At 67.1% G+C, this 18,392-nt stretch carries 18 protein-coding genes; 9 read left to right on the forward strand and 9 right to left on the reverse strand.

Annotation, left to right across the window (positions count from 1 at the left end; all coding sequences use genetic code 11):
- Positions 1 to 128: 128 nt before the first annotated feature.
- Both ACAD63_RS16260 and ACAD63_RS16265 read right to left on the reverse strand, forming a co-directional pair.
- Complete coding sequence (locus ACAD63_RS16260; protein ID WP_135704912.1) at positions 129 to 527, reverse strand: c-type cytochrome; 399 nt, start codon at positions 525 to 527, stop codon at positions 129 to 131.
- Positions 528 to 537: 10 nt separating this feature from the next.
- Positions 538 to 885, reverse strand: coding sequence for a c-type cytochrome (locus ACAD63_RS16265; protein ID WP_133097676.1), 348 nt, complete (start codon positions 883 to 885; stop codon positions 538 to 540).
- Between the two features lie 547 nt (positions 886 to 1,432).
- On the opposite strand from ACAD63_RS16265, the gene ACAD63_RS16270 reads away from it, so the two are divergent.
- The 3 genes from ACAD63_RS16270 to ACAD63_RS16280 are packed head-to-tail and all read left to right on the forward strand — an operon-like array spanning position 1,433 to position 4,137.
- Positions 1,433 to 2,323, forward strand: coding sequence for an AAA family ATPase (locus ACAD63_RS16270; RefSeq protein WP_133097675.1), 891 nt, complete (start codon positions 1,433 to 1,435; stop codon positions 2,321 to 2,323).
- 14 nt (positions 2,324 to 2,337) lie between these two features.
- Positions 2,338 to 2,931 carry a GNAT family N-acetyltransferase gene (locus tag ACAD63_RS16275; protein ID WP_133097674.1) on the forward strand — a complete coding sequence of 198 codons (594 nt, stop codon included), beginning with the start codon at positions 2,338 to 2,340 and terminating at the stop codon, positions 2,929 to 2,931.
- 30 nt (positions 2,932 to 2,961) lie between these two features.
- Positions 2,962 to 4,137: a vWA domain-containing protein gene (locus tag ACAD63_RS16280; protein WP_135704911.1), complete on the forward strand. Its 1,176-nt coding sequence runs from the start codon at positions 2,962 to 2,964 to the stop codon at positions 4,135 to 4,137.
- Between the two features lie 256 nt (positions 4,138 to 4,393).
- On the opposite strand, the gene ACAD63_RS16285 is transcribed toward ACAD63_RS16280, so the two are convergent.
- The 3 genes from ACAD63_RS16285 to mdlC form a co-directional block, all read right to left on the reverse strand.
- On the reverse strand, positions 4,394 to 5,383 hold the full coding sequence (locus ACAD63_RS16285) for a Bug family tripartite tricarboxylate transporter substrate binding protein (protein ID WP_133097672.1): 990 nt from the start codon (positions 5,381 to 5,383) through the stop codon (positions 4,394 to 4,396).
- Between the two features lie 85 nt (positions 5,384 to 5,468).
- Positions 5,469 to 6,920 (reverse strand): aldehyde dehydrogenase, encoded by a 1,452-nt coding sequence (locus ACAD63_RS16290; RefSeq protein WP_195428094.1) that lies wholly within the window; start codon positions 6,918 to 6,920, stop codon positions 5,469 to 5,471.
- Between the two features lie 55 nt (positions 6,921 to 6,975).
- Complete coding sequence (gene mdlC / locus ACAD63_RS16295; RefSeq protein WP_135704908.1) at positions 6,976 to 8,580, reverse strand: benzoylformate decarboxylase; 1,605 nt, start codon at positions 8,578 to 8,580, stop codon at positions 6,976 to 6,978.
- Positions 8,581 to 8,685: 105 nt separating this feature from the next.
- On the opposite strand from mdlC, the gene ACAD63_RS16300 reads away from it, so the two are divergent.
- Entirely contained in the window at positions 8,686 to 9,594 is a 909-nt protein-coding gene (locus ACAD63_RS16300; protein WP_240745942.1) for a LysR family transcriptional regulator, read from the forward strand.
- Here ACAD63_RS16300 and ACAD63_RS16305 read toward each other — a convergent pair.
- A complete protein-coding gene (locus ACAD63_RS16305; protein ID WP_133097668.1) occupies positions 9,591 to 10,538 on the reverse strand; it encodes a LysR family transcriptional regulator in 948 nt (315 codons plus the stop codon). The genes ACAD63_RS16300 and ACAD63_RS16305 overlap by 4 nt on opposite strands.
- A 128-nt stretch (positions 10,539 to 10,666) precedes the next feature.
- Here ACAD63_RS16305 and ACAD63_RS16310 point away from each other — a divergent pair, with 128 nt between their 5' ends.
- From ACAD63_RS16310 to ACAD63_RS16320, 3 genes are all read left to right on the forward strand, one after another.
- Positions 10,667 to 11,653: a Bug family tripartite tricarboxylate transporter substrate binding protein gene (locus ACAD63_RS16310; RefSeq protein WP_133097667.1), complete on the forward strand. Its 987-nt coding sequence runs from the start codon at positions 10,667 to 10,669 to the stop codon at positions 11,651 to 11,653.
- A 16-nt stretch (positions 11,654 to 11,669) separates the two neighbouring features.
- A complete protein-coding gene (locus ACAD63_RS16315; RefSeq protein WP_133097666.1) occupies positions 11,670 to 12,557 on the forward strand; it encodes an N-formylglutamate amidohydrolase in 888 nt (295 codons plus the stop codon).
- Positions 12,558 to 12,823: 266 nt separating this feature from the next.
- Complete coding sequence (locus ACAD63_RS16320; RefSeq protein ID WP_434032962.1) at positions 12,824 to 13,606, forward strand: BspC domain-containing protein; 783 nt, start codon at positions 12,824 to 12,826, stop codon at positions 13,604 to 13,606.
- 83 nt (positions 13,607 to 13,689) lie between these two features.
- On the opposite strand, the gene ACAD63_RS16325 is transcribed toward ACAD63_RS16320, so the two are convergent.
- Entirely contained in the window at positions 13,690 to 14,832 is a 1,143-nt protein-coding gene (locus ACAD63_RS16325; protein ID WP_135704906.1) for a M14 family metallopeptidase, read from the reverse strand.
- A gap of 41 nt (positions 14,833 to 14,873) precedes the next feature.
- Positions 14,874 to 15,659, reverse strand: coding sequence for a peroxide stress protein YaaA (yaaA, locus tag ACAD63_RS16330; protein WP_133097664.1), 786 nt, complete (start codon positions 15,657 to 15,659; stop codon positions 14,874 to 14,876).
- Between the two features lie 49 nt (positions 15,660 to 15,708).
- On the opposite strand from yaaA, the gene ACAD63_RS16335 reads away from it, so the two are divergent.
- Together ACAD63_RS16335 and ACAD63_RS16340 are read left to right on the forward strand one after the other, a co-directional pair.
- On the forward strand, positions 15,709 to 16,278 hold the full coding sequence (locus ACAD63_RS16335) for a PIN domain-containing protein (protein ID WP_133097663.1): 570 nt from the start codon (positions 15,709 to 15,711) through the stop codon (positions 16,276 to 16,278).
- 71 nt (positions 16,279 to 16,349) lie between these two features.
- Entirely contained in the window at positions 16,350 to 17,522 is a 1,173-nt protein-coding gene (locus ACAD63_RS16340; protein WP_195428095.1) for a pyridoxal phosphate-dependent aminotransferase, read from the forward strand.
- A gap of 86 nt (positions 17,523 to 17,608) precedes the next feature.
- Here the strand turns inward: ACAD63_RS16340 and ACAD63_RS16345 are convergent, their stop codons facing one another.
- Positions 17,609 to 18,250 carry a glutathione S-transferase gene (locus ACAD63_RS16345; protein WP_133097661.1) on the reverse strand — a complete coding sequence of 214 codons (642 nt, stop codon included), beginning with the start codon at positions 18,248 to 18,250 and terminating at the stop codon, positions 17,609 to 17,611.
- Positions 18,251 to 18,392 lie beyond the last annotated feature (142 nt).

The raw sequence follows: 18,392 nt of genomic DNA on the forward strand, positions 1-18,392 counted from the left end.
CCCCGTGAAGTCAAAGCCCTGCCTAAGCGCTACACCGTCCGGTTCCTCAGAAAGGACCTTAACTGAACGGCATTACCTGTCCAAGGCGGCCTTTTCCTCTGCAACGGCGCGACGGTCGCCGCTATGGCTTACTTCTTAAGCACCAGGTCGCCCGGCAGCGACTCGATATACGCAGCGATATCCTTCAACTCCTTGCGCGTGAACGGACGCGGCTTGCCATCCTTGCCGGTCACGGCCGGATTGGCGTTGACCTGGCCGGCCATGATCGCATTGGAGCGGCCCACCAGCGCGTTGCCCGACACCTGGTACGACGCCATCGCGTGGTACAGGTAGTCGGCATGCTGGCCGGCCAGCTTGGGATAGTCGGGCGAGATCGGCTTGTTCAGGCCCTCGCCGTGGCAGGCCACGCAGGCACCCTTTTGCACCAGCGCCTTGCCGTTGGCGAGGTCGGCGGCCGAAGCCGGCAGTGCGGCGGCACCCAGCACGAGTGCGCCGAGCGCGATCGAAAGCGTCTTGAGCGTCTTCATGATGGGTCTCTTACTTCAGGGCGTTGTTCTGGGTATTCGGCTTCTGCTGCGAGTAGTAGGCCGCCACGTCGGCGATTTCCTGCTCGGTCAGCGTGGCCGCGATGCTGCGCATGGTCGGGTGCTTGCGCTCGCCCTTCTGGTACGCCTTCAGCGCGTTTTCGATGTACTTGGCGCTCTGGCCGCCCAGCATCGGCACTTCATAGATCTCGGGGAATGACGCACGGTAGCCCGGAATGCCGTGGCATCCGATGCACATTGCAACCTTGTCCTTGGCAGCGTCTCCATTGCCCTTGACTTCCTGTGCCTGCGCGCCCATTGCAGCCGCGCCCAGCACCACCATCGTGAGGAGCTTTTTCATTGTCTTTGCGGATTGGAAATTAAACCGTGCGTGACCTGCCCTGCCGGGCGGAGACGGTTTCAGAATGCTTCTGGGGGAAAGCCTGGCTTGTCGGTGGGGTTGCAAGAGTTGCAACCCGCCAGACCCGCCCAGACATTCGGCATCCGGGATCATTGCCGTGATGTGGAACACATTCTGGAACCACCTCGCGCAATCGCCGCGACCCGGGCGGGCCGCTGGGACTTCTGAGCGCGGACTGCCGGATACTGGAGAACTGGACGTGGGGGCGCGTCAAACCGGCGCATTGTACAGCAGGCGGCACCTGGCAGTCCAGCAACCGCCCCTCGTTGCAGGCCGCCTGTCAGGCCCGCCCAACACGAACCACAAAGGTCTTTTATACTGGCCCACTCCGGGAAAGCGCACGACCGTTCGCAGACGCTCGATGGCAGGCCCGGACGAACCATACCGCCCATAATGAAAGCGCGCGTGACAGCGCGAAGAGACTGCGCCAAACACGCCAACCCGGCCCGAACCGACCAAGACAGGGCCGTCACCTCCAGGTTGCCTCATGTCAAACACCGCCAACGCTTCCGCCCAAGCTTCTTCCGCCCAGCAGGCCCGTTTCGAGGGCAGTGACCAGTATGTCGCCACCGACGACCTCAAGCTGGCCGTCAACGCCGCGCGCACGCTGCAGCGCCCGCTGCTGATCAAGGGCGAGCCCGGCACCGGCAAGACCATGCTGGCCGAGGAAGTGGCCGCCGCGCTCGGCATGCCGCTGCTGCAGTGGCATATCAAGTCGACCACCAAGGCGCAGCAGGGCCTGTACGAATACGACGCGGTCTCGCGCCTGCGCGACTCGCAGCTCGGCGACGACCGCGTGCACGACATCCGCAACTACATCGTCAAGGGCGTGCTGTGGCAGGCCTTCGAGGCCGACCAGCAAGTGGTGCTGCTGATCGACGAGATCGACAAGGCCGACATCGAATTCCCCAACGACCTGCTGCGCGAACTCGACCGCATGGAGTTCTACGTCTACGAGACGCGCGAACTGGTCAAGGCGAAGCACCGTCCGCTGGTGATCATCACCTCGAACAACGAGAAGGAACTGCCCGACGCCTTCCTGCGCCGCTGCTTCTTCCACTACATCAGGTTCCCGGACGCCGACACCATGCAGCAGATCGTCGACGTGCACTACCCCGGCATCAAGCGCGAGCTGGTCGCCGCCGCGCTGGAATCGTTCTACGAGATGCGCAACCTGCCGGGCCTGAAGAAGAAACCGTCCACCTCCGAGCTGATCGACTGGCTCAAGCTGCTGATGTCCGAGGACATCCCGCCCGATGCGCTGAAGAGCCCCGACAAGAAGGCCGCGATCCCGCCGCTGCACGGCGCGCTGCTGAAGAACGAGCAGGACGTGCACCTGTTCGAGCGCCTGGTGTTCATGAACCGCGCCAACCGCTGAGCGAGCATTCTGTCATGACCGCTTTTGCCAAACCCGTGACCCTGGCCGGCAAGCACGCCACGCTGGAGCCGCTGCGACCCGAGCATGCCGACGGCCTGCGCGCCGCCTGCGCCGACGGCGAGCTGTACAAGCTCTGGTACACCAGCGTGCCCGCGCCCGAGCGCATGGAAGCCGAGATCGTGCGGCGCCTGGGCCTGCAGGAGCAGGGCTCGATGCTGCCGTTCGCGGTGCGCGACGCCGCGGGCGAACTGGCGGGCATGACCACTTACATGAATATCGACGCGGCCAACCGGCGCGTGGAGATCGGCTCGACCTGGTACGCGCGCCGGGTCCAGCGCACGCCGCTGAACACCGAGTGCAAGCTGATGCTGCTCGGCCATGCCTTCGACCAGCTCGACTGCATCGCCGTTGAATTCCGCACGCACTGGATGAACCAGCAGAGCCGCGCCGCGATTGCGCGCCTCGGCGCCAAGCAGGACGGCGTGCTGCGCAACCACCAGCGCATGCAGGACGGCTCGTTGCGCGATACCGTGGTGTTTTCGATCATCGCCAGCGAATGGCCGACGGTGCGTCAACACCTGCAATTCCAGCTTGACCGTCCGCGCTGAAGCGGCCGCCTATCACCTGAGCAAGGCATCATGCTGATCGACTTCTTCTTCTCGCTGCGCCACGCCAAGCTGCCGGTCTCGGTCAAGGAATACCTGACCATGCTGGAAGCGCTCAAGGCGCAGGTCATCACGCCCTCGATCGACGAGTTCTACTACCTGTCGCGCATGACGCTGGTCAAGGACGAGAAGCACTTCGACAAGTTCGACCAGGCCTTTGCCGCCTACTTCAAGGGTGTGGAAAGCCTGGTTGACTGGAAGTCCGACATCCCGCTCGACTGGCTGCAGAAGACGCTGGAGCGCGAGCTGTCGGCCGAGGAAAAGGCCAAGATCGAGGCCATGGGCGGCCTCGACAAGCTGATGGAGCGCCTCAAGCAACTGCTCGAGGAGCAGAAGGAAAAGCACGAGGGCGGCAACAAGTGGATCGGCACCGGCGGCACCTCGCCGTTCGGGCACGGCGGCTACAACCCCGAAGGCATCCGCATCGGCGGCCCGAGCAAGGGCAACCGCACCGCGATCAAGGTGTGGGAAGCGCGCACCTACAAGGACTACGACGACCAGGTCGAACTGGGCACGCGCAACATCAAGGTGGCGCTGCGCCGCCTGCGCCGTTTTGCGCGCGACGGGGCCGACACCGAGCTGGACCTGGACGACACTATCCACTCGACCGCGGCCAATGCCGGCCTGCTCGACATCAAGCTGCGGCCCGAGCGCCACAACAAGGTCAAGGTGCTGATGCTGATGGACGTGGGCGGCTCGATGGACGACCACATCAAGCGCGTGGAAGAACTGTTCTCGGCCACCAAGACCGAGTTCAAGCACCTGGAGTACTACTACTTCCACAACTGCCTGTACGACTACGTGTGGAAGAACAACCGCCGCCGCCACGCCGAGAAACTGGCCACGTGGGACCTGCTGCACAAGTACACGTCCGACTACAAGATCATCTTCGTCGGCGACGCGACCATGAGCCCGTACGAGATCCTGCAGCCCGGCGGCTCGGTCGAATACAACAACGCCGAGGCCGGCGCGGTGTGGCTGAACCGCATGACCGAGCAGTTCCCACACTTCGTCTGGCTCAACCCCGAGCCCGAAGGCCTGTGGCAGTACCGCCAGTCGATCACGGTGATCAACCAGCTGATGAAGGGGCGCATGTACCCGGTCACGCTGGCGGGGCTGGAATCGGCGATGAAGGTGCTGTCGAAGTGAGTGAGTGAATGCCGCGTTAGGGACGATCGGCCTGTTCCCTTGCGCGGCATCACCCGCCGCTTTCGTACTGCAGCAGCGCAGACCACTCGCGGCAGGCCTTCTTGTCGGCCGGGTTCTCCCCGGCGCAGTTGGTGCCGGCCGGGCTCGGGCCGGCATTGACACCATGGCCTGGCGCCCGAACAGCCGGCCGCCCTGGTTGGAGTTGCCGGCGTCGAGCGCTGAGCCGCGCAGCGGCGCCCGCCTTGGCTGCGGCGAGTCAGTCCACCGTGATCCCTGCCTGCCGGATGAACCTGCCATAGCGCGCCCGGTCGGCGATCTGCCGCTCACCGTACGCGCGGATGCTCATCGGCTCCGCCGTGCCGCCCAGCTTCCTGACGCTTTCCTGTAGCGGCGCAGCGGACAGTGCCTGGTTGATCTCGCGGTTCATGCGTTCCAGGATGGCCGGCGGCGTGCCTGCAGGCGCATAGACCCCGAAGGTCGAATCGCCGTCCACATCCCGCAGGCCGGCTTCGGCCAGCGTGGGCACATCGGGGAACTGCGGTGCGCGCCGGGCGCTGGCCACCGCGAGCAGGCGCAGCTTGCCGCTGGCAACGTATTGCAGCCCCGGCCCCGGGTCGAACATGAACTGGACCTGCCCCGCGAGCAGGTCGCCCAAAGCCGGCGCCGCGCCCTTGTACGGCACGTGCACGGCATCGAGCCCACCCGACCGCTTGAACATTTCCGCCGCGATATGCGGCGTGCTGCCGTTCCCGGCCGAGCCGTAGCTGAGCTTGCCCGGATGCTCGCGCACGTAGCTGACGAACTCGCCCAGCGTCTTGACCGGCAGCGAGGGATGCACCAGCAGGTAGACCCGCACCAGCGCCACGGATGCCACGGGCGTCAGGTCCCTGAGCGGGTCGTAGGGCATCTTCTTGTAGAGGAAGGGATCGATCGCCACCGCACCGCCGGAGGTCAGCAGGAAGGTGTATCCATCCGGCTGTGCCTTGGCCACGGCATCGCCGCCGACGATGCCGTTCGCGCCGGGCCGGTTATCCACCACCACGGGGCGTTTGAGCGCTTCGGACAGGGTCGGTGAAATGCCGCGGGCCAGCGTGTCGGCCGCGCCGCCGGCCGGGAAGTTCACCACCAGCCGGATCGGCTTCACGGGCCACGGCGTGGCATTGCCTTGTGCAGCCGCGCTGCCGGCCAGGCCCAGCGCGCACATTGCCACGGCAATGGGGCGCGCAATGCGGGAAGGGAATCGCATATGCTTTGTCTCCTGAATGTTCTCGTTATGTGCGGGCGGCCAGTGGCCGCCACCGGCCACCACCGGCCACCACCGGCCGTCCTGCTCAGAACGGATACTGCCTCGGCGTGGTCTGCATCGTGATCCAGCGCAGTTCGGTAAAGGCCTCGATGCCGGCCTTGCCGCCAAAGCGGCCATAGCCGCTGGACTTGACACCGCCGAACGGCATCTGGGCTTCGTCATGCACGGTGGGCCCGTTGACATGGCAGATGCCCGACTCGATGCGCCGCGCGACTTGCATGGCGCGCGCGATGTCGCGCCCGAACACGGCAGCGGAAAGCCCGTACTCCGAATCATTGGCGCAGGCGATGGCCGCTTCCACGCCACTGACGCGCACGACCGCCTTGACCGGCCCAAACGATTCCTCGTGGTAGATGTCCATCTCCGGCGTGACATGATCGAGCACGGTCGCGGCCATCAGCGTATCCGTGGCCTTGCCGCCGCAGGCGAGCTTCGCGCCCTTTGCCAGCGCATCGTCGATCATGGCGTTGCAGCGCTCGACCGTGCTCATGTCCACCACCGAGCCCAGCACCGCCGGCCCCGAGCGCGGATCGGCAAGCGGCAGCGCGGCGGCACGCGCGGCAAACCATGTCACGAATTCATCGGCCACGGCGGCATCGACCACGATGCGCTCGGTGGACATGCAGATCTGCCCGGAGTTGGCGAAGGCGCCGAAGATGGCGGCGTCGACCGCGGCATCGAGGTCGGCATCATCGAGCACCACCAGCGGCGCCTTGCCGCCCAGTTCGAGCACCGCCGGCTTCAGGTGGCGCGCGCAGGCCTGCGCAATCAGCCGGCCCACGCGCGTCGAACCCGTGAAGTTGACGCGCCGTACCGCCGGATGGGCCACCATGGCCTCCACCACCTCGGCGGCGTCGGCCGGCGCATTGGTGATGAAGTTGACCACGCCCGGCGGAAAGCCAGCTTGCGCGAGCGCATCGATGATCAGGCCATGCGTTGCCGGGCAGATCTCCGAGCCCTTGAGCACCACGGTGTTGCCGCAGGCAAGCGCGGTCGCCACCGCACGCACGCCGAGGATGACCGGCGCGTTCCAGGGCGCGATGCCAAGCACCACGCCCGCGCCCTGCCGCACCGCCATGGCAACGCTGCCCGGCACGTCAGACGGAATCACGTCGCCATGAATGTGCGTGGTCAGGGCGGCCGCCTCCTGCAGCATGCCGACGCCCAGATGCACGTTGAAGCCGGCCCACTGGGCCGAGGCGCCGGTCTCCGCCGCCATCGCCGCCGCGATCGCCGCCCCCTTGCTTTCCAGCGACTGCGCGGCGCGCATCAGCAGCGCCCGGCGATCGCCCGGGCCCGTATCGCGCCACGCCGGGAAGGCATCGGCCGCTGCCGCCACGGCGGCCAGCGCATCCGCCTTGCCGGCGGCCGGGGCGCGCGTGGCGACGCTCTGGTCCAGCGGGTTGCGGCGCTCGAAGGTTGCGCCGCTGGCGGCCGGCGTACGCTCGCCGCCGATCAGCATGGTGATGGTCTGCATGGTCTGTCTCCTCTGTTGTTCTGGCATGCCGGCGCGGCATGGAAAGGGAAAGCGGCTAGGCCACCTCGATCTCGACCACGGTCGGCACGCTGGATTGCAGCGCCGTGGCCAGCGCATCGGGCAGCGCTGACGCGGTGCGGATCCGCACCGCCTCGCAGCCATGGCCGCGCGCGAGCGCCACGAAATCGAGGTCGGGCAGAGCCGTGCCCACCAGCGGATCGCCGTGGCCGAAGCCGAAGGTGGGCGCGAATTCCTGCAGCGCCGCGTAGCGGCGGTTGTTCAGCACGATGAACGTGATCGGCAGTTTCAGCTGCGCGGCGCTCCACAACGCCTGGATCGCGTACATGCTGGACCCGTCGCCGACCAGGCCGATCACCTTGCGCCCTGGCTTGCCCAATGCCACGCCAACAGCCGCCGGCAGCCCGAAGCCCAGGCCGCCGCTGCACATCGTGTAGAAGGTCTCGCTGCGCACGATCGGCAGGTAGCGATGCATCACCGGGCGCGCGCTCGGCGCTTCCTCGACGATGATCGACTCCGGATCGCGCAGCTCGGCCAGGGTCTGCAGCACGTAGGCCACGCTCATCGGCGCGCCCGGCTGCGCGCGCGGCGCGGGCTGCCTTGGCGGCGGGGCTTCGCGGCGCGGCGGGGCGGGACGGGCCAGCAGGCCGGCCACACCCTGGCGGATGCTGCCGACCGCGCTCGTGCCCGCCGGTGCCCAGGCTGCGGCACTGGCGTCCTCGGTCAGCTGGACCAGCTGCGCGCCCGGCGGCACGTGCGGGCCGAAGCCCTCCACGTGATAGGTGAACGCGGGTGCGCCCACGGCAAAGATCAGGTCATGCCCGGCCAGCAGCGCGACGATCTTCTCGCGCATGGCCGGCAGGAATCCGGCAAACAGCGGATGGTCTTCGGGAAAGCCGCAGCGCCCTGACATCGGCGCGACCCACACCGAAGCCTGGTGCCGCTCGGCCAGCCGCACGACGTCATCCCAGGCGCCGTCACGATCGACGGCCGCGCCGACCACCAAAGCGGGACGGCGGCTGGCGTCGAGCGCGTCGCCGATCTGCGCGAGCAGCGCGGGCTGGGCCCCGATCTCGGTGCTGACCGTGCGCGGCAGTACCGGCTCGCAGGGACGGGCCCAGTCATCGGCCGGAATGGAGATCAGCACCGGCCCGCGCGGCGGCTGCATGGCGATGTAGTAGCCGCGCGCAATCGCCAGCGGCACGTCTTCGGCGCGTGCCGGCTCGCAGCTCCACTTCACGTATGGCTTGGGCAGCTCCGTTGCCTGCGCCGAATAGAGGAACGGTTCGTACGGCAGGATCGAGCGCGCCTGCTGGCCGGCAGTGATCACCAGCGGCGTGCGGTTCTTGAAGGCAGTGAAGATGCTGCCCATGGCATGCCCGACGCCGGCGGCCGAGTGCAGGTTGACGAAGGCGGCGTTGCGCGTGGCCTGGGCGTAGCCGTCGGCCATGCCGACCACGACCGACTCCTGCAGGCCCAGCACGTAACGGAAATCAGCAGGGAAATCCAGGAATAGCGGCAGTTCGGTCGAGCCGGGATTGCCGAACACCGAAGTCATGCCAAAGGCCCGGAGCAGGTCCAGGACGGCGCCGCGGACAGTGACAGGCAGCTGGGGTGGGCTGGAAGGGGCGATAGGCGCCATGGCGGTCGGTTCCTAGGGCTGGGATGGGTTGACTTGCGCCACAGTATGGACACGCTGCCCTTGCCTGAAAATTGCCAATTCCGGGCAAAGTCATTACCATTCTGCATGACCCTCGATCTGCGCCAAATCCAGGCCTTCCTTGCTGTCTGCGAGCACCGCAGCCTGGGGCGCGCCGCGGCCCACCTGAACCTGACCCAGCCGGCGCTAAGCCGTACCATCCAGCGGCTGGAAGCCCAACTGGGTGCCCCGCTGTTCGAACGCTATTCCACCGGCATGGTGCTGACCGCCTACGGCGAGGCGCTGCTGCCCCACGCCACCCTGCTGCGCCACGAAGCCGACCACGCCATCGAGGCCGTCCGCGCGCTGCGCGGGCTGGCCAGCGGCACCATCCGTGTCGGCGCCGTCGCCAGCGTGGTCAGCGGCGTGCTGCCGCAGGCCATCGAGGCCGTGCTGGCGCGCTGGCCCAATCTGCGGCTGCGCATCATCGAAGGAGTGGGCGATTTCCTCGCCGATGCGCTGGCCAAGCGCGAGATCGACCTGGCCATCGGCATTGCCCTGCCGGAAAACGACGAGATCTGCGCCGTCAGCGATGTTGGCTGGAGCGATACCAGCTACGTGGTGGCCGCAACCGGCCATCCGCTGATGGGCAAGCGCGGCCTGAAGCTGGCCGATACGCGGGGCTGCCACTGGGTGATGCCGCCGCGCGGCACCGCGCCGTTCGAGGAACTGCTGCGTCTGTTCGCGCGGCATGAACTGGCGCCGCCCGAGATCGTTGCCGAAACGCGCTCGATCATCGCGCTCAAGAGCCTGGTCGCGCGCGCCGGCTTCCTCAGCTGGATTGCCGAGCCGATGTACCAGGCCGAGCAGAAGGCCGGGCTGATCCACCCGCTGCCGATACCCGGCGCCAGCGCGCCGCGCCGGCTGACCGTCTACCGGCGCCGGCACGGCATCCTGCCAGCGCCGGCAGTCAGGCTGCTGGAGCAACTGCGTAACCTGACTGCAACGCAAGCCTAGCGCGCCGGACCCGCTTGCCCGGACGAGGCGGCCCGTGATCCGGCGGCCGGCACATCTGCACCCTCCATCACCCACTTGCGGAAAATCTGCAGCGCCGGCAGGTGCTGTTTCTGCTCCGGATAGCACAGGTAATAGCCTTTCTTTGCCAGCACCTGCGCCGGATGCGCGACCACCAGCGCCCCGCTGGCGAGTTCCTGTTCGATCAGGCAGCGCGGGATCAGCGCAATGCCCAGCCCCGACAGCGCGGCCTGCGTCAGCAACGAGAACTGGTCGAAACGCGCGCCGCTCCACGCCTGCCGCGTGGTTACGCCGAGCGTGGCGAACCAGTCGGGCCAGGCCTCGGGCACGGTGGTGTGGTGCAGCAGCGGATAGTGCAGCAAGGCGGCCGGCGTGCGCGCGACGCCGTGCGGTTCCTGTGCCAGCAGGCCCGGCCGGCATACCGGTAGCACTTCGCGTCCGGTCATGTAGTCAGCCAGGCTGCCTGGCCAGACGCCATCGCCGAAGCGGATCGCCGCATCCAGATCCGGCTCGGAAAAATCGTAGCCCTGCGCATGCGGCACGAATTCCAGCGTTACCTCCGGATGCCGCGCAAAGAACTGCGGCAGGCGCGGGATCAGCCACTTCGCGCCCAATGTCGGCATGCTTGCGATATGCAACACGCCGCCGCGGCCCTGGCGCGCCATCAGTTCGACGGTGGCGGCCTCCAGTTCGTTGAGGCTTGGCCCGATGCGCTCCAGGTAGCGCTCTCCCGCCGTGGTCAGCACCAGGCGCTGACGCACGCGCTCGAACAGCTCCACGCCAAGGTAAGCCTCCAGGCTGCGCACCTGCTTGCTGACCGCCCCCTGCGTCACATGCAGTTCGCGTGCGGCGACGGTGAAACTGTTGTGCCGGGCCGCGGCCTCGAAGGCCTGCAACTCGGTCAGCGACGGACACATGCGTCGCATAATTCACCTCTACTTCACGACCAAATGGAATGAGCTAGGGATTTTATTTCGTTTGCGAGGGTCCTGCCTGGACGAGCAGAATCGTGAAAACGCCTTTGTCTCTTTCTCGATACCTTTCCCCACACATCATGCAACGTCGCCACCTCCTCCGCGTCCTGGCCGCCACCTCGGCCGCCCTCGCCACCGGCCTGTCGTTCAGCGCCGCCGCCCAGTCCGGCTACCCGACCAAGCCGATCACGCTGGTCGTGCCCTTCCCCGCCGGCGGCACCACCGATATCGTCGCGCGCATCGTTGCCGACAAGCTCGGCCAGCAACTGGGCCAGGCCGTGGTGGTCGACAACCGCGGCGGCGCCGGCGGCAGCATCGGCACCACCTTCCTGTCGAAGGCGGCGCCCGACGGCTACACGCTGGGCATTGCCACGGCCTCGACCCACGGCATCAACCCTGCGGTCTACCCGCGCCTGTCCTACGATGCAACCAAGGACTTCACCACCATCACCAACCTGGCCTCGGTGCCGAACGTGATGAGCATCAACCCGGCGGTCAAGGCCACCGACATGAAGTCCTTCATCGCGCTGGCGCAATCGCAGCCGAACAAGCTGGCCTATGGCTCGGCCGGCAACGGCAGCGTCTCGCACATGATGGGGGAACTGTTCAAGATGAGCAGCAAGACCGAACTGCTGCACGTGCCGTACAAGGGCGTGGGCCCGGCGCTGAACGACGCGCTGGCCGGCCAGGTGCAGGTGCTGTTCGACAACCTGCCGTCGTCGCTGCCGTTCATCGAAGGCGGCAAGCTGCGCGCGCTGGCCGTGGCCGCGCCCAAGCGCGTGGCGGCGCTGCCGAACGTGCCGACCTTCGCCGAGCTGGGCCTGGGCGAGGTCAACGACGCCGCGTGGTTCGGCCTGATCGCGCCGGCCAACCTGCCGGCCGACATCCAGAACAAGCTGCATGCCGCCGCCGTCAAGGTGCTGGCAACGCCGGAAGTCAAGGCCAAGCTGGAAAAGCTGGGCGCGACCCCGGTGGGCGACACCCCGGCTCACTTCGCCGCGCAGATCAGGAGCGAAGTGGCCAAGAACAAGCGCGTGGCCGCGGCCGCCAAGATCTCGCTCGACTGACCACTGGCGCAGCACCATGACCGATACCGACCGAACCACCGCGGATAGTCCGTACTTCCTGTACCAGCCGGAGGGCGAGCCCGCCCCGCTGTTCCTGGATTCGCCGCACAGCGCGACCACCTACCCGACGGACTTCCGCCCCGATCCCGCCCTGCCGCTGCAGCTGCTGCGGCAGGCCGAGGACACCTTCGTCGATGAGCTCTACGCCGGCGCGCCGGCGCGCGGCATCCCGCTCTTGTGCGCGGGCTTCCCGCGCAGCTACCTCGACGCCAACCGCGCGCTGGAGGAAATCGACGAAGCCCTGCTCGACGCCCCCTGGCCCGGCGCGAAGCAGGAAACCTCCAAGACCCGGCTTGGCAAGGGCCTCGTCTGGCGCGTGCTCGACAGCGGCGAGGCGATCTACGACCGCAAGCTCGGCGTCGAAGAAGTGCAGTCGCGCATCAACCGCTGCTACCTGCCCTACTACGCGCAGCTACAGAAACTGGCCGATCACGCCGTCACCAGCCACGGCAGCGCCTGGCACATCAACTGCCATTCGATGCCGAGCCACGCCGCGCCATACGCGACCGAGTTCCCCGGCCTGGAGCATCCCGACTTTGTCGTCGGCGACCGTGACGGCACCACCTGCGACAAGCGCTTCACCGACCGCATCGAAGGCGTGCTCAAGGACATGGGCTACGAGGTCTGGCGCAACCACCCCTACAAGGGCGTGGAAATCGTGCGCGTGGTCGGCCAGCCGCAGGCCGGTCGCCACAGCCTGCAGCTCGAGGTCAACCGCAAGCTGTACATGGACGAGGTGGGCCTGACCCACACCGCCGGCTTCGCCAAGCTGCGCCATGACCTGAACGCACTGCTCGACGATTTGCTGCGCTTTACGCGCGCGATGCCCTCGCGCGTGGCCTGAGGCGTTTGCCAACGCACCACGGCCGGGCCGCGCGGGATCACCGCGGACCGGCCGTGCGGGTTCCCCGCAGTTGTGCGGCGTGGGAAATATCTGCTAGAAAGCAGGCCCCTTCCTGCGCGTCGTCATTGCGTTAGAAGAATAGGTAACAAGATTTAGGAACTTTGCCGGATAGGTTTCCTCTATCATGGCATTCCTTTGCGAAGCTACCCGGCCTGCCGGCCCCTGCGCCGGCAAGCCAATCCCAGAACGCGAACACCGCAAACACTGTGATCCGACGAATTTCCGAACTGCTCGGCAGCCGGCTCCGCATGGTGGCTGCCGCGGTGGCCGGTGCGATCGGGCTGGCGGGCTGCGCCAACATGCCGGCCGACGAGGCCGCCGCGCAGGCCCCTGCTGCCGCCGCCCCGACGGCCGCTCCTGCCCGGCCCGCCCCCGCTCCTGCCGCTTCCTCCACCCCGCCCACCAAGACCATCACCCTGCCCGATCGCGGCCGTGTCAGCCTGTCCGAGTACCGCGCACGCATGCGCGAGCAGCTGATGAAGACCGAGAACGCCAGCAGCGACGTGGCCGACTGCGCCGCGCACGCCAGCTGGGTAGTGCCGCGCTCGGCCAGCTACGATGCCCTGAAGATCCCCACCGGCGCGCTCGCCGCCGGGCAGGCCACGACCGAGCCCTGGAGCGGACGCTTCTCGCCCGGCAAGCAGGCCGTGCCGGTCAGTACCGTGGTGACGTTCAACGCCACCGCACACAAGCGCCGCGGCGACGACTGGCAGCCCGTGCGCGTGCGCTGCGGCTACGACGACGGCATGATGCTGGCGTACGAACTGCAGGACCCCGGCGGCGCCACCATCAGCGAACCCGCTGCCGCGCCTGCGGTGCCCACGTCGAGCCAGGCCACGTCGTCCGGCAAGAGCCGCAAGGGCAAGGGCAAGAGCACGGCGTCGTCGAAGTCGGGCAAGTCTTCGGCGGCCAAGTCGACCAAGTCGGCTTCGTCGAAAGCGGCGTCAGGGTCGGCGAAGACGAGCAGCACGGCCAAGAAGAAGCAGTAAGCTCGCTGGTTGTCTCCCCTCTCCCGCCCCTCTCCCATCAGGGAGCGGGGAGCAAACCCTCAGCGTGCGAGAGAGACACCACCTCAGCCCAGGTAATCCAGGATCGCCTGCAGCATCGCCGTACCCAGCAGCGCGCTGCGCGCGCCGTTCCAGCCCACCGCCGGATCGGGCAAGTCGGCGTTGTCCTTGAACGGCATTTCCAGCGTCAGCGCCAGGCAGCCGAAGGTATGGCCGATGTACTTGGACGCGAGCTTGAGCGCGTCGGCGTTGTACTTGCTGGCGGCATAGCCGTGCACGTCCTGGAAGTCCGGCGAAGCACGCTTGAAGGCTTCGATGAAGCGCTGCTGCTCGCGCCGGCGCGCTTCGGTAAAGCCGGGCAGCATCTCGCTGCCGGCGACGAAGTTGTACGGCAGGCCCTCGTCGCCGTGGATATCGAAGAACATGTCGCACCCCGTGGCCTCGATGGCGCGGCGCACGTGGTAGACCTCCGGGCTGGTATCCGCGCTGGGCGACATCCATTCGCGGTTCAGGTTGGCGCCGGCGGCGTTGGTGCGCAGGTTGCCGCGCGCCGAGCCATCCGGGTTCATGTTCGGCACGATATGGAACACGGCGCGCTCGAGCAGCCTGCGCGCGACCGGATCGCCGGCCCAGATGCCGGTGCCGGTCAGCCGCTGCAGCACGCCTTCGACAAACCATTCGGCCATGCTCTCGCCCGGATGCTGGCGCGCGATCATCCAGATGGTCTTCTTGCCGGGGCCGGGCTGGCCCAGCGTGGCGCGGGTCATGTCGCGCCCGTCGACGGTGCTGCCCAGGTGCGACAGCTGCGCCAGCGGCGAGCGCTGGCAGCTCGCCAGCAGCGACAGGTGGCGCTCGTCGGGATAGGGCTCGAAATACGCGAACCAGACGCTGTCGTGCTCCGGCGTGAACTCCACCGTCATCACCTTGCCGTCGAAGCTGGTCGGCACGCGGAACCAGTGCGCGCGGTCATACGAGGCCACCGCGCGGTAGTCGCGCCAGCCATCCGGATAAGTGCAATCGCCCGCGTTGAGGAAGTGCATCCGGCACGCCTGCCCCGCCGCGCCCTGCAGGCGGAAATGGAACCACTGCCGGAAGTCGGCGTGCGAATCGGCGCGGATGCGCAGGCGGATATCGTCGGCACGGTCGAGCGCCTCGACCTCGATGGCACCCGAATCGAAATGCGAGGAAATATGCAGGGCGGAAGGCATGGCTGGCGGTCTCGTTTCGTTAGGGTTCGGTCTTCCGGGGTTCAGTCTTCCAGGCGGCGGCGGAACACCCAGCGGCCGGCGTCGGAAGCGGAGGCGTCGAAGGCATAGCCGTCCCCGGCGAAGCGCTTGAGCTTTTCCGGCTCGGTGATGCGGTGCGTGACCGCGTAGCGCGCCATCGTGCCGCGCGCGCGCTTGGCGTGGAACGAGATGATCTTGTAGCGCCCGCCCTTCCAGTCCTCGAACACCGGCGTGACGATGCGTGCCTGCAGCACCTTGGGCCGCACCACCTTGAAATACTCTTCCGAGGCCAGGTTGACCAGCACTGGCGAGCCTTCCTGCTTCAGCGCAGCCATGTCGCCGTTGATCGTCTGCGTGACCTCGTCGCCCCAGAATGCATACAGGTCCTTGCCGGCTGCGTTGTCGAGGCGCGTCCCCATTTCCAGCCGGTAGGGCTGCATCCAGTCCAGCGGACGCAGCACGCCGTACAGGCCGGACAGGATGCGCAGGTGCTTCTGCGCGAAGCCGAGGTCCTCGGCGCTCAGCGTCTTCGCGTCGAGACCGTCGTAGACGTCGCCGTTGAAGGCCAGCACCGCCTGCTTGCTGTTGGCGGCGGTGAACTCGGGCGACCACTCGGCATAGCGCGTGACGTTGAGCACGGCAAGCTTGTCGGAGATGTCCATCAGCGTGCCCACGTCCTGCGGCGCGAGCTTGCGCAGGCGCTCGATCAGCGTGGCGGAACGGTCGATGAAACGCGGCAGCGTATGGGTCTTGATGCGCGGGGGTGTCTCGTAGTCCAGGGACTTGGCGGGAGACAAAACGATGAGCATGGCAAAATCGCGGCTATAGCCAAGGACAAACCAGCCAAGATTGTAGCGAATGCGCCTCGACAGTACCGGAACCGACCATCCCGCCAGCCCCGCCGGCATCACATCCGCGCCAGCGGGCGCACCCTGCGTGGTGCTCGACTCCAATATCTGGGTCGACCTGCTGGTGTTTCGCGACCCGCATGTCGAGCCGATCCGGCACGCGCTCGAAGCCGGCGCCATCGCCCCGGTGATCCGCGCCGATTGCCGTGAAGAACTGCGCCGGGTGCTGGCTTATCCGCAATTTGCCCGCTTCGAGGTGGATATCGACGCCGCGCTGGCCACCGTCGACCGCCTGGCCCGCCTCGAACCGCTGCCGCCGCAGGACGAGGCCGACGCCATCAGGCTGCCCCGCTGCAAGGACACCGACGACCAGAAGTTTGTCGAACTGGCCCACTTTGCCGGCGCGGCGTGCCTGGTGTCGAAGGACAAGGCGGTGCTCAAGCTGCGCAGCCGGCTGCGCCGCTCCAGCGGCGTCGAGGTGCTGACGCCGCCGGGCTTCGGCGCCTGGCTGGCCGCGCGGGTCGACACCGCCGCCAGCACCGCCGACATCACAGCCAACACCACGGCCGATCCGCTTTAGAATTGCCGGATCGCGCGCGCGGCCGGTCCGGCACGCGCGCCCTCCCCTTACCGCATCGATACGCCCGCAACATGTCCGCAGACACCACGCTCGCCCCGCTGACCCCGCCACCCTCGCGCCTGCCCGGCGTCGGCACCACCATCTTTACCGTGATGTCGGCCCTGGCCATCGAGAAGAACGCCGTCAACCTGGGCCAGGGTTTCCCGGACTTTGATTGCGACCCGAAGATCGTCGATGCCGTCGCAGGGGCCATGCGCGCCGGTCATAACCAGTACCCGCCGATGGCGGGCGTGCCGCGCCTGCGCCAGGCCATCGCCGACAAGATCGCCGCGCTGTACGGCCACCAGTACAGCTGGGAGTCGGAAATCACCGTCACCGCCGGCGCCACGCAGGGCATCCTGACCGCGATCCTGTGCGCCGTGCACCCGGGCGACGAAGTGATCGTGCTCGAGCCCTGCTACGACAGCTACCTGCCCGCGATCGAACTGGCCGGCGCCACCGCCGTGCCGGTCACGCTGGAGGCGCCCGAGTTCCGCGTGCCCTTCGACAAGCTCGCCGCCGCGATCACGCCGCGCACGCGCATGATCCTCATCAACACGCCGCACAACCCCACCGGCACGATCTGGCGCGCGGGCGACATGGACAAGCTGGCGCAGATCCTGGCCGGCACCGACATCCTGCTGCTCTCCGACGAGGTTTACGAGCACATGGTCTACGACGGCCAGCGGCATGAATCGGTCTCGCGCCATCCCGAGCTGGCGCGGCGCAGCTTCGTGATCTCGAGCTTTGGCAAGACTTATCACGTGACGGGCTGGAAGGTCGGCTACGTGGCCGCGCCGGCCGCGCTGATGGCCGAGTTCCGCAAGGTGCACCAGTTCAACGTCTTCACCGTCAATACGCCGGTGCAGCATGGCCTGGCCGACTATATGGCCGATCCCGCGCCGTACCTGGAGCTGTCGGCCTTCTACCAGGCCAAGCGCGATTTCTTCCGGGCGGGACTGGCCGGTTCGCGCTTCAAGCTGCTGCCCTCGGATGGCACCTACTTCCAGTGCGTCGACTACTCGGCCATTTCCGACCTGAGCGAGGCGGACTTCGCCATGTGGCTGACGCGCGAGATCGGCGTGGCGGCGATTCCGGTGTCGGCGTTCTATACGCAGCCGCGCGAGTCGGGCGTGGTGCGATTCTGTTTTGCCAAGAAGGAAGAGACGCTGGCGCTGGCGCTGGAACGGCTCGCCAGGCTCTGAGCAGGCCCGCGGACCCTGCCCCCAAAACATAAACGCCCACGATGTCATCGCGGGCGTTTTGCTTTGTCGCGAGGATGCGCCGACGCTTACTTGCTCCGGCTCATCATCAGTTCCGTATTCGCCTTCCGGTCCGCATTGACCTTCTGCACCGACTCGCGCTGCGACAGCGTCTTCAGGTAATCCTTGACCGGCAGGTCAGCCAGCATGTCCGTGCCATAGATGATCTTGGTGCACGACGACACCAGCGGCAGGTGCACCGCCGCCGCGCAATCGGCCAGCGTGAAGCTCTCGCCCGCGATATACGGCGAGAATTTCGCCAGCCTGGCAAACGCCGGGATATAGCGCGTCAGCAGCTTGTGCTGGCGCTCCTTGACGTTGTCGCTGACCTTGCCGCCGAAGAACGCTTCCGGATACAGCTCGCGCGCCGTCAGCTCCAGGTACAGCTCCAGGAAGGTGACGATCTCGCGCACCTTGCCGGCCTGCAGCGGGTCCTTCGGCAGCAGCGGCGTCTGCGGGAAAGCCGCCTCCAGGTATTCGACGATGACTTCCGACTCGCACAGCGAGCCGGATTCGGTGATCATGTAGGGCACCTTGCCTGCGGGCGAAGCAGCCGGGTCGGTCTCGCCGATCCAGGCGAGCACCTCTTCGAACGGCACGTTCTTTTCCAGCAGCGCCAGCTTCACTTTGTTGTAGTAGTTGCTGGCGGCAAAACCGCAGAGCTTCAGCATGTCGTCTCTCTCCATTGTTGGAATGATCGCCCGCGCGAGCACGGGTCTGAGGGGGATTGTGGACCATCCGTAGCCTGCCGTGTCCGGCCTGGCCGATCAGCGCACGCCGCCTGCCCTTCCGGTCTGTTCGGAAAGATGCAAA

The organism is Cupriavidus sp. a3, assembly GCF_051015765.1.
In the GTDB taxonomy this organism is placed as follows: domain Bacteria; phylum Pseudomonadota; class Gammaproteobacteria; order Burkholderiales; family Burkholderiaceae; genus Cupriavidus; species Cupriavidus oxalaticus_A.

Bases quoted from the DNA above. Each gene is read 5' to 3' on its own strand.
- ACAD63_RS16340 (WP_195428095.1), top strand. From the start codon at position 16,350: ATGTCCGCAGACACCACGCTCGCCCCGCTGACCCCGCCACCCTCGCGC.
- ACAD63_RS16265 (WP_133097676.1), bottom strand. From the start codon at position 885: ATGAAAAAGCTCCTCACGATGGTGGTGCTGGGCGCGGCTGCAATGGGC.
- ACAD63_RS16290 (WP_195428094.1), bottom strand. From the start codon at position 6,920: ATGCAGACCATCACCATGCTGATCGGCGGCGAGCGTACGCCGGCCGCC.
- ACAD63_RS16300 (WP_240745942.1), top strand. From the start codon at position 8,686: ATGACCCTCGATCTGCGCCAAATCCAGGCCTTCCTTGCTGTCTGCGAG.
- ACAD63_RS16260 (WP_135704912.1), bottom strand. From the start codon at position 527: ATGAAGACGCTCAAGACGCTTTCGATCGCGCTCGGCGCACTCGTGCTG.
- mdlC (WP_135704908.1), bottom strand. From the start codon at position 8,580: ATGGCGCCTATCGCCCCTTCCAGCCCACCCCAGCTGCCTGTCACTGTC.
- ACAD63_RS16325 (WP_135704906.1), bottom strand. From the start codon at position 14,832: ATGCCTTCCGCCCTGCATATTTCCTCGCATTTCGATTCGGGTGCCATC.
- ACAD63_RS16310 (WP_133097667.1), top strand. From the start codon at position 10,667: ATGCAACGTCGCCACCTCCTCCGCGTCCTGGCCGCCACCTCGGCCGCC.
- ACAD63_RS16285 (WP_133097672.1), bottom strand. From the start codon at position 5,383: ATGCGATTCCCTTCCCGCATTGCGCGCCCCATTGCCGTGGCAATGTGC.
- ACAD63_RS16275 (WP_133097674.1), top strand. From the start codon at position 2,338: ATGACCGCTTTTGCCAAACCCGTGACCCTGGCCGGCAAGCACGCCACG.
- ACAD63_RS16305 (WP_133097668.1), bottom strand. From the start codon at position 10,538: ATGCGACGCATGTGTCCGTCGCTGACCGAGTTGCAGGCCTTCGAGGCC.
- ACAD63_RS16280 (WP_135704911.1), top strand. From the start codon at position 2,962: ATGCTGATCGACTTCTTCTTCTCGCTGCGCCACGCCAAGCTGCCGGTC.
- ACAD63_RS16345 (WP_133097661.1), bottom strand. From the start codon at position 18,250: ATGCTGAAGCTCTGCGGTTTTGCCGCCAGCAACTACTACAACAAAGTG.
- yaaA (WP_133097664.1), bottom strand. From the start codon at position 15,659: ATGCTCATCGTTTTGTCTCCCGCCAAGTCCCTGGACTACGAGACACCC.
- ACAD63_RS16315 (WP_133097666.1), top strand. From the start codon at position 11,670: ATGACCGATACCGACCGAACCACCGCGGATAGTCCGTACTTCCTGTAC.
- ACAD63_RS16335 (WP_133097663.1), top strand. From the start codon at position 15,709: ATGCGCCTCGACAGTACCGGAACCGACCATCCCGCCAGCCCCGCCGGC.
- ACAD63_RS16270 (WP_133097675.1), top strand. From the start codon at position 1,433: ATGTCAAACACCGCCAACGCTTCCGCCCAAGCTTCTTCCGCCCAGCAG.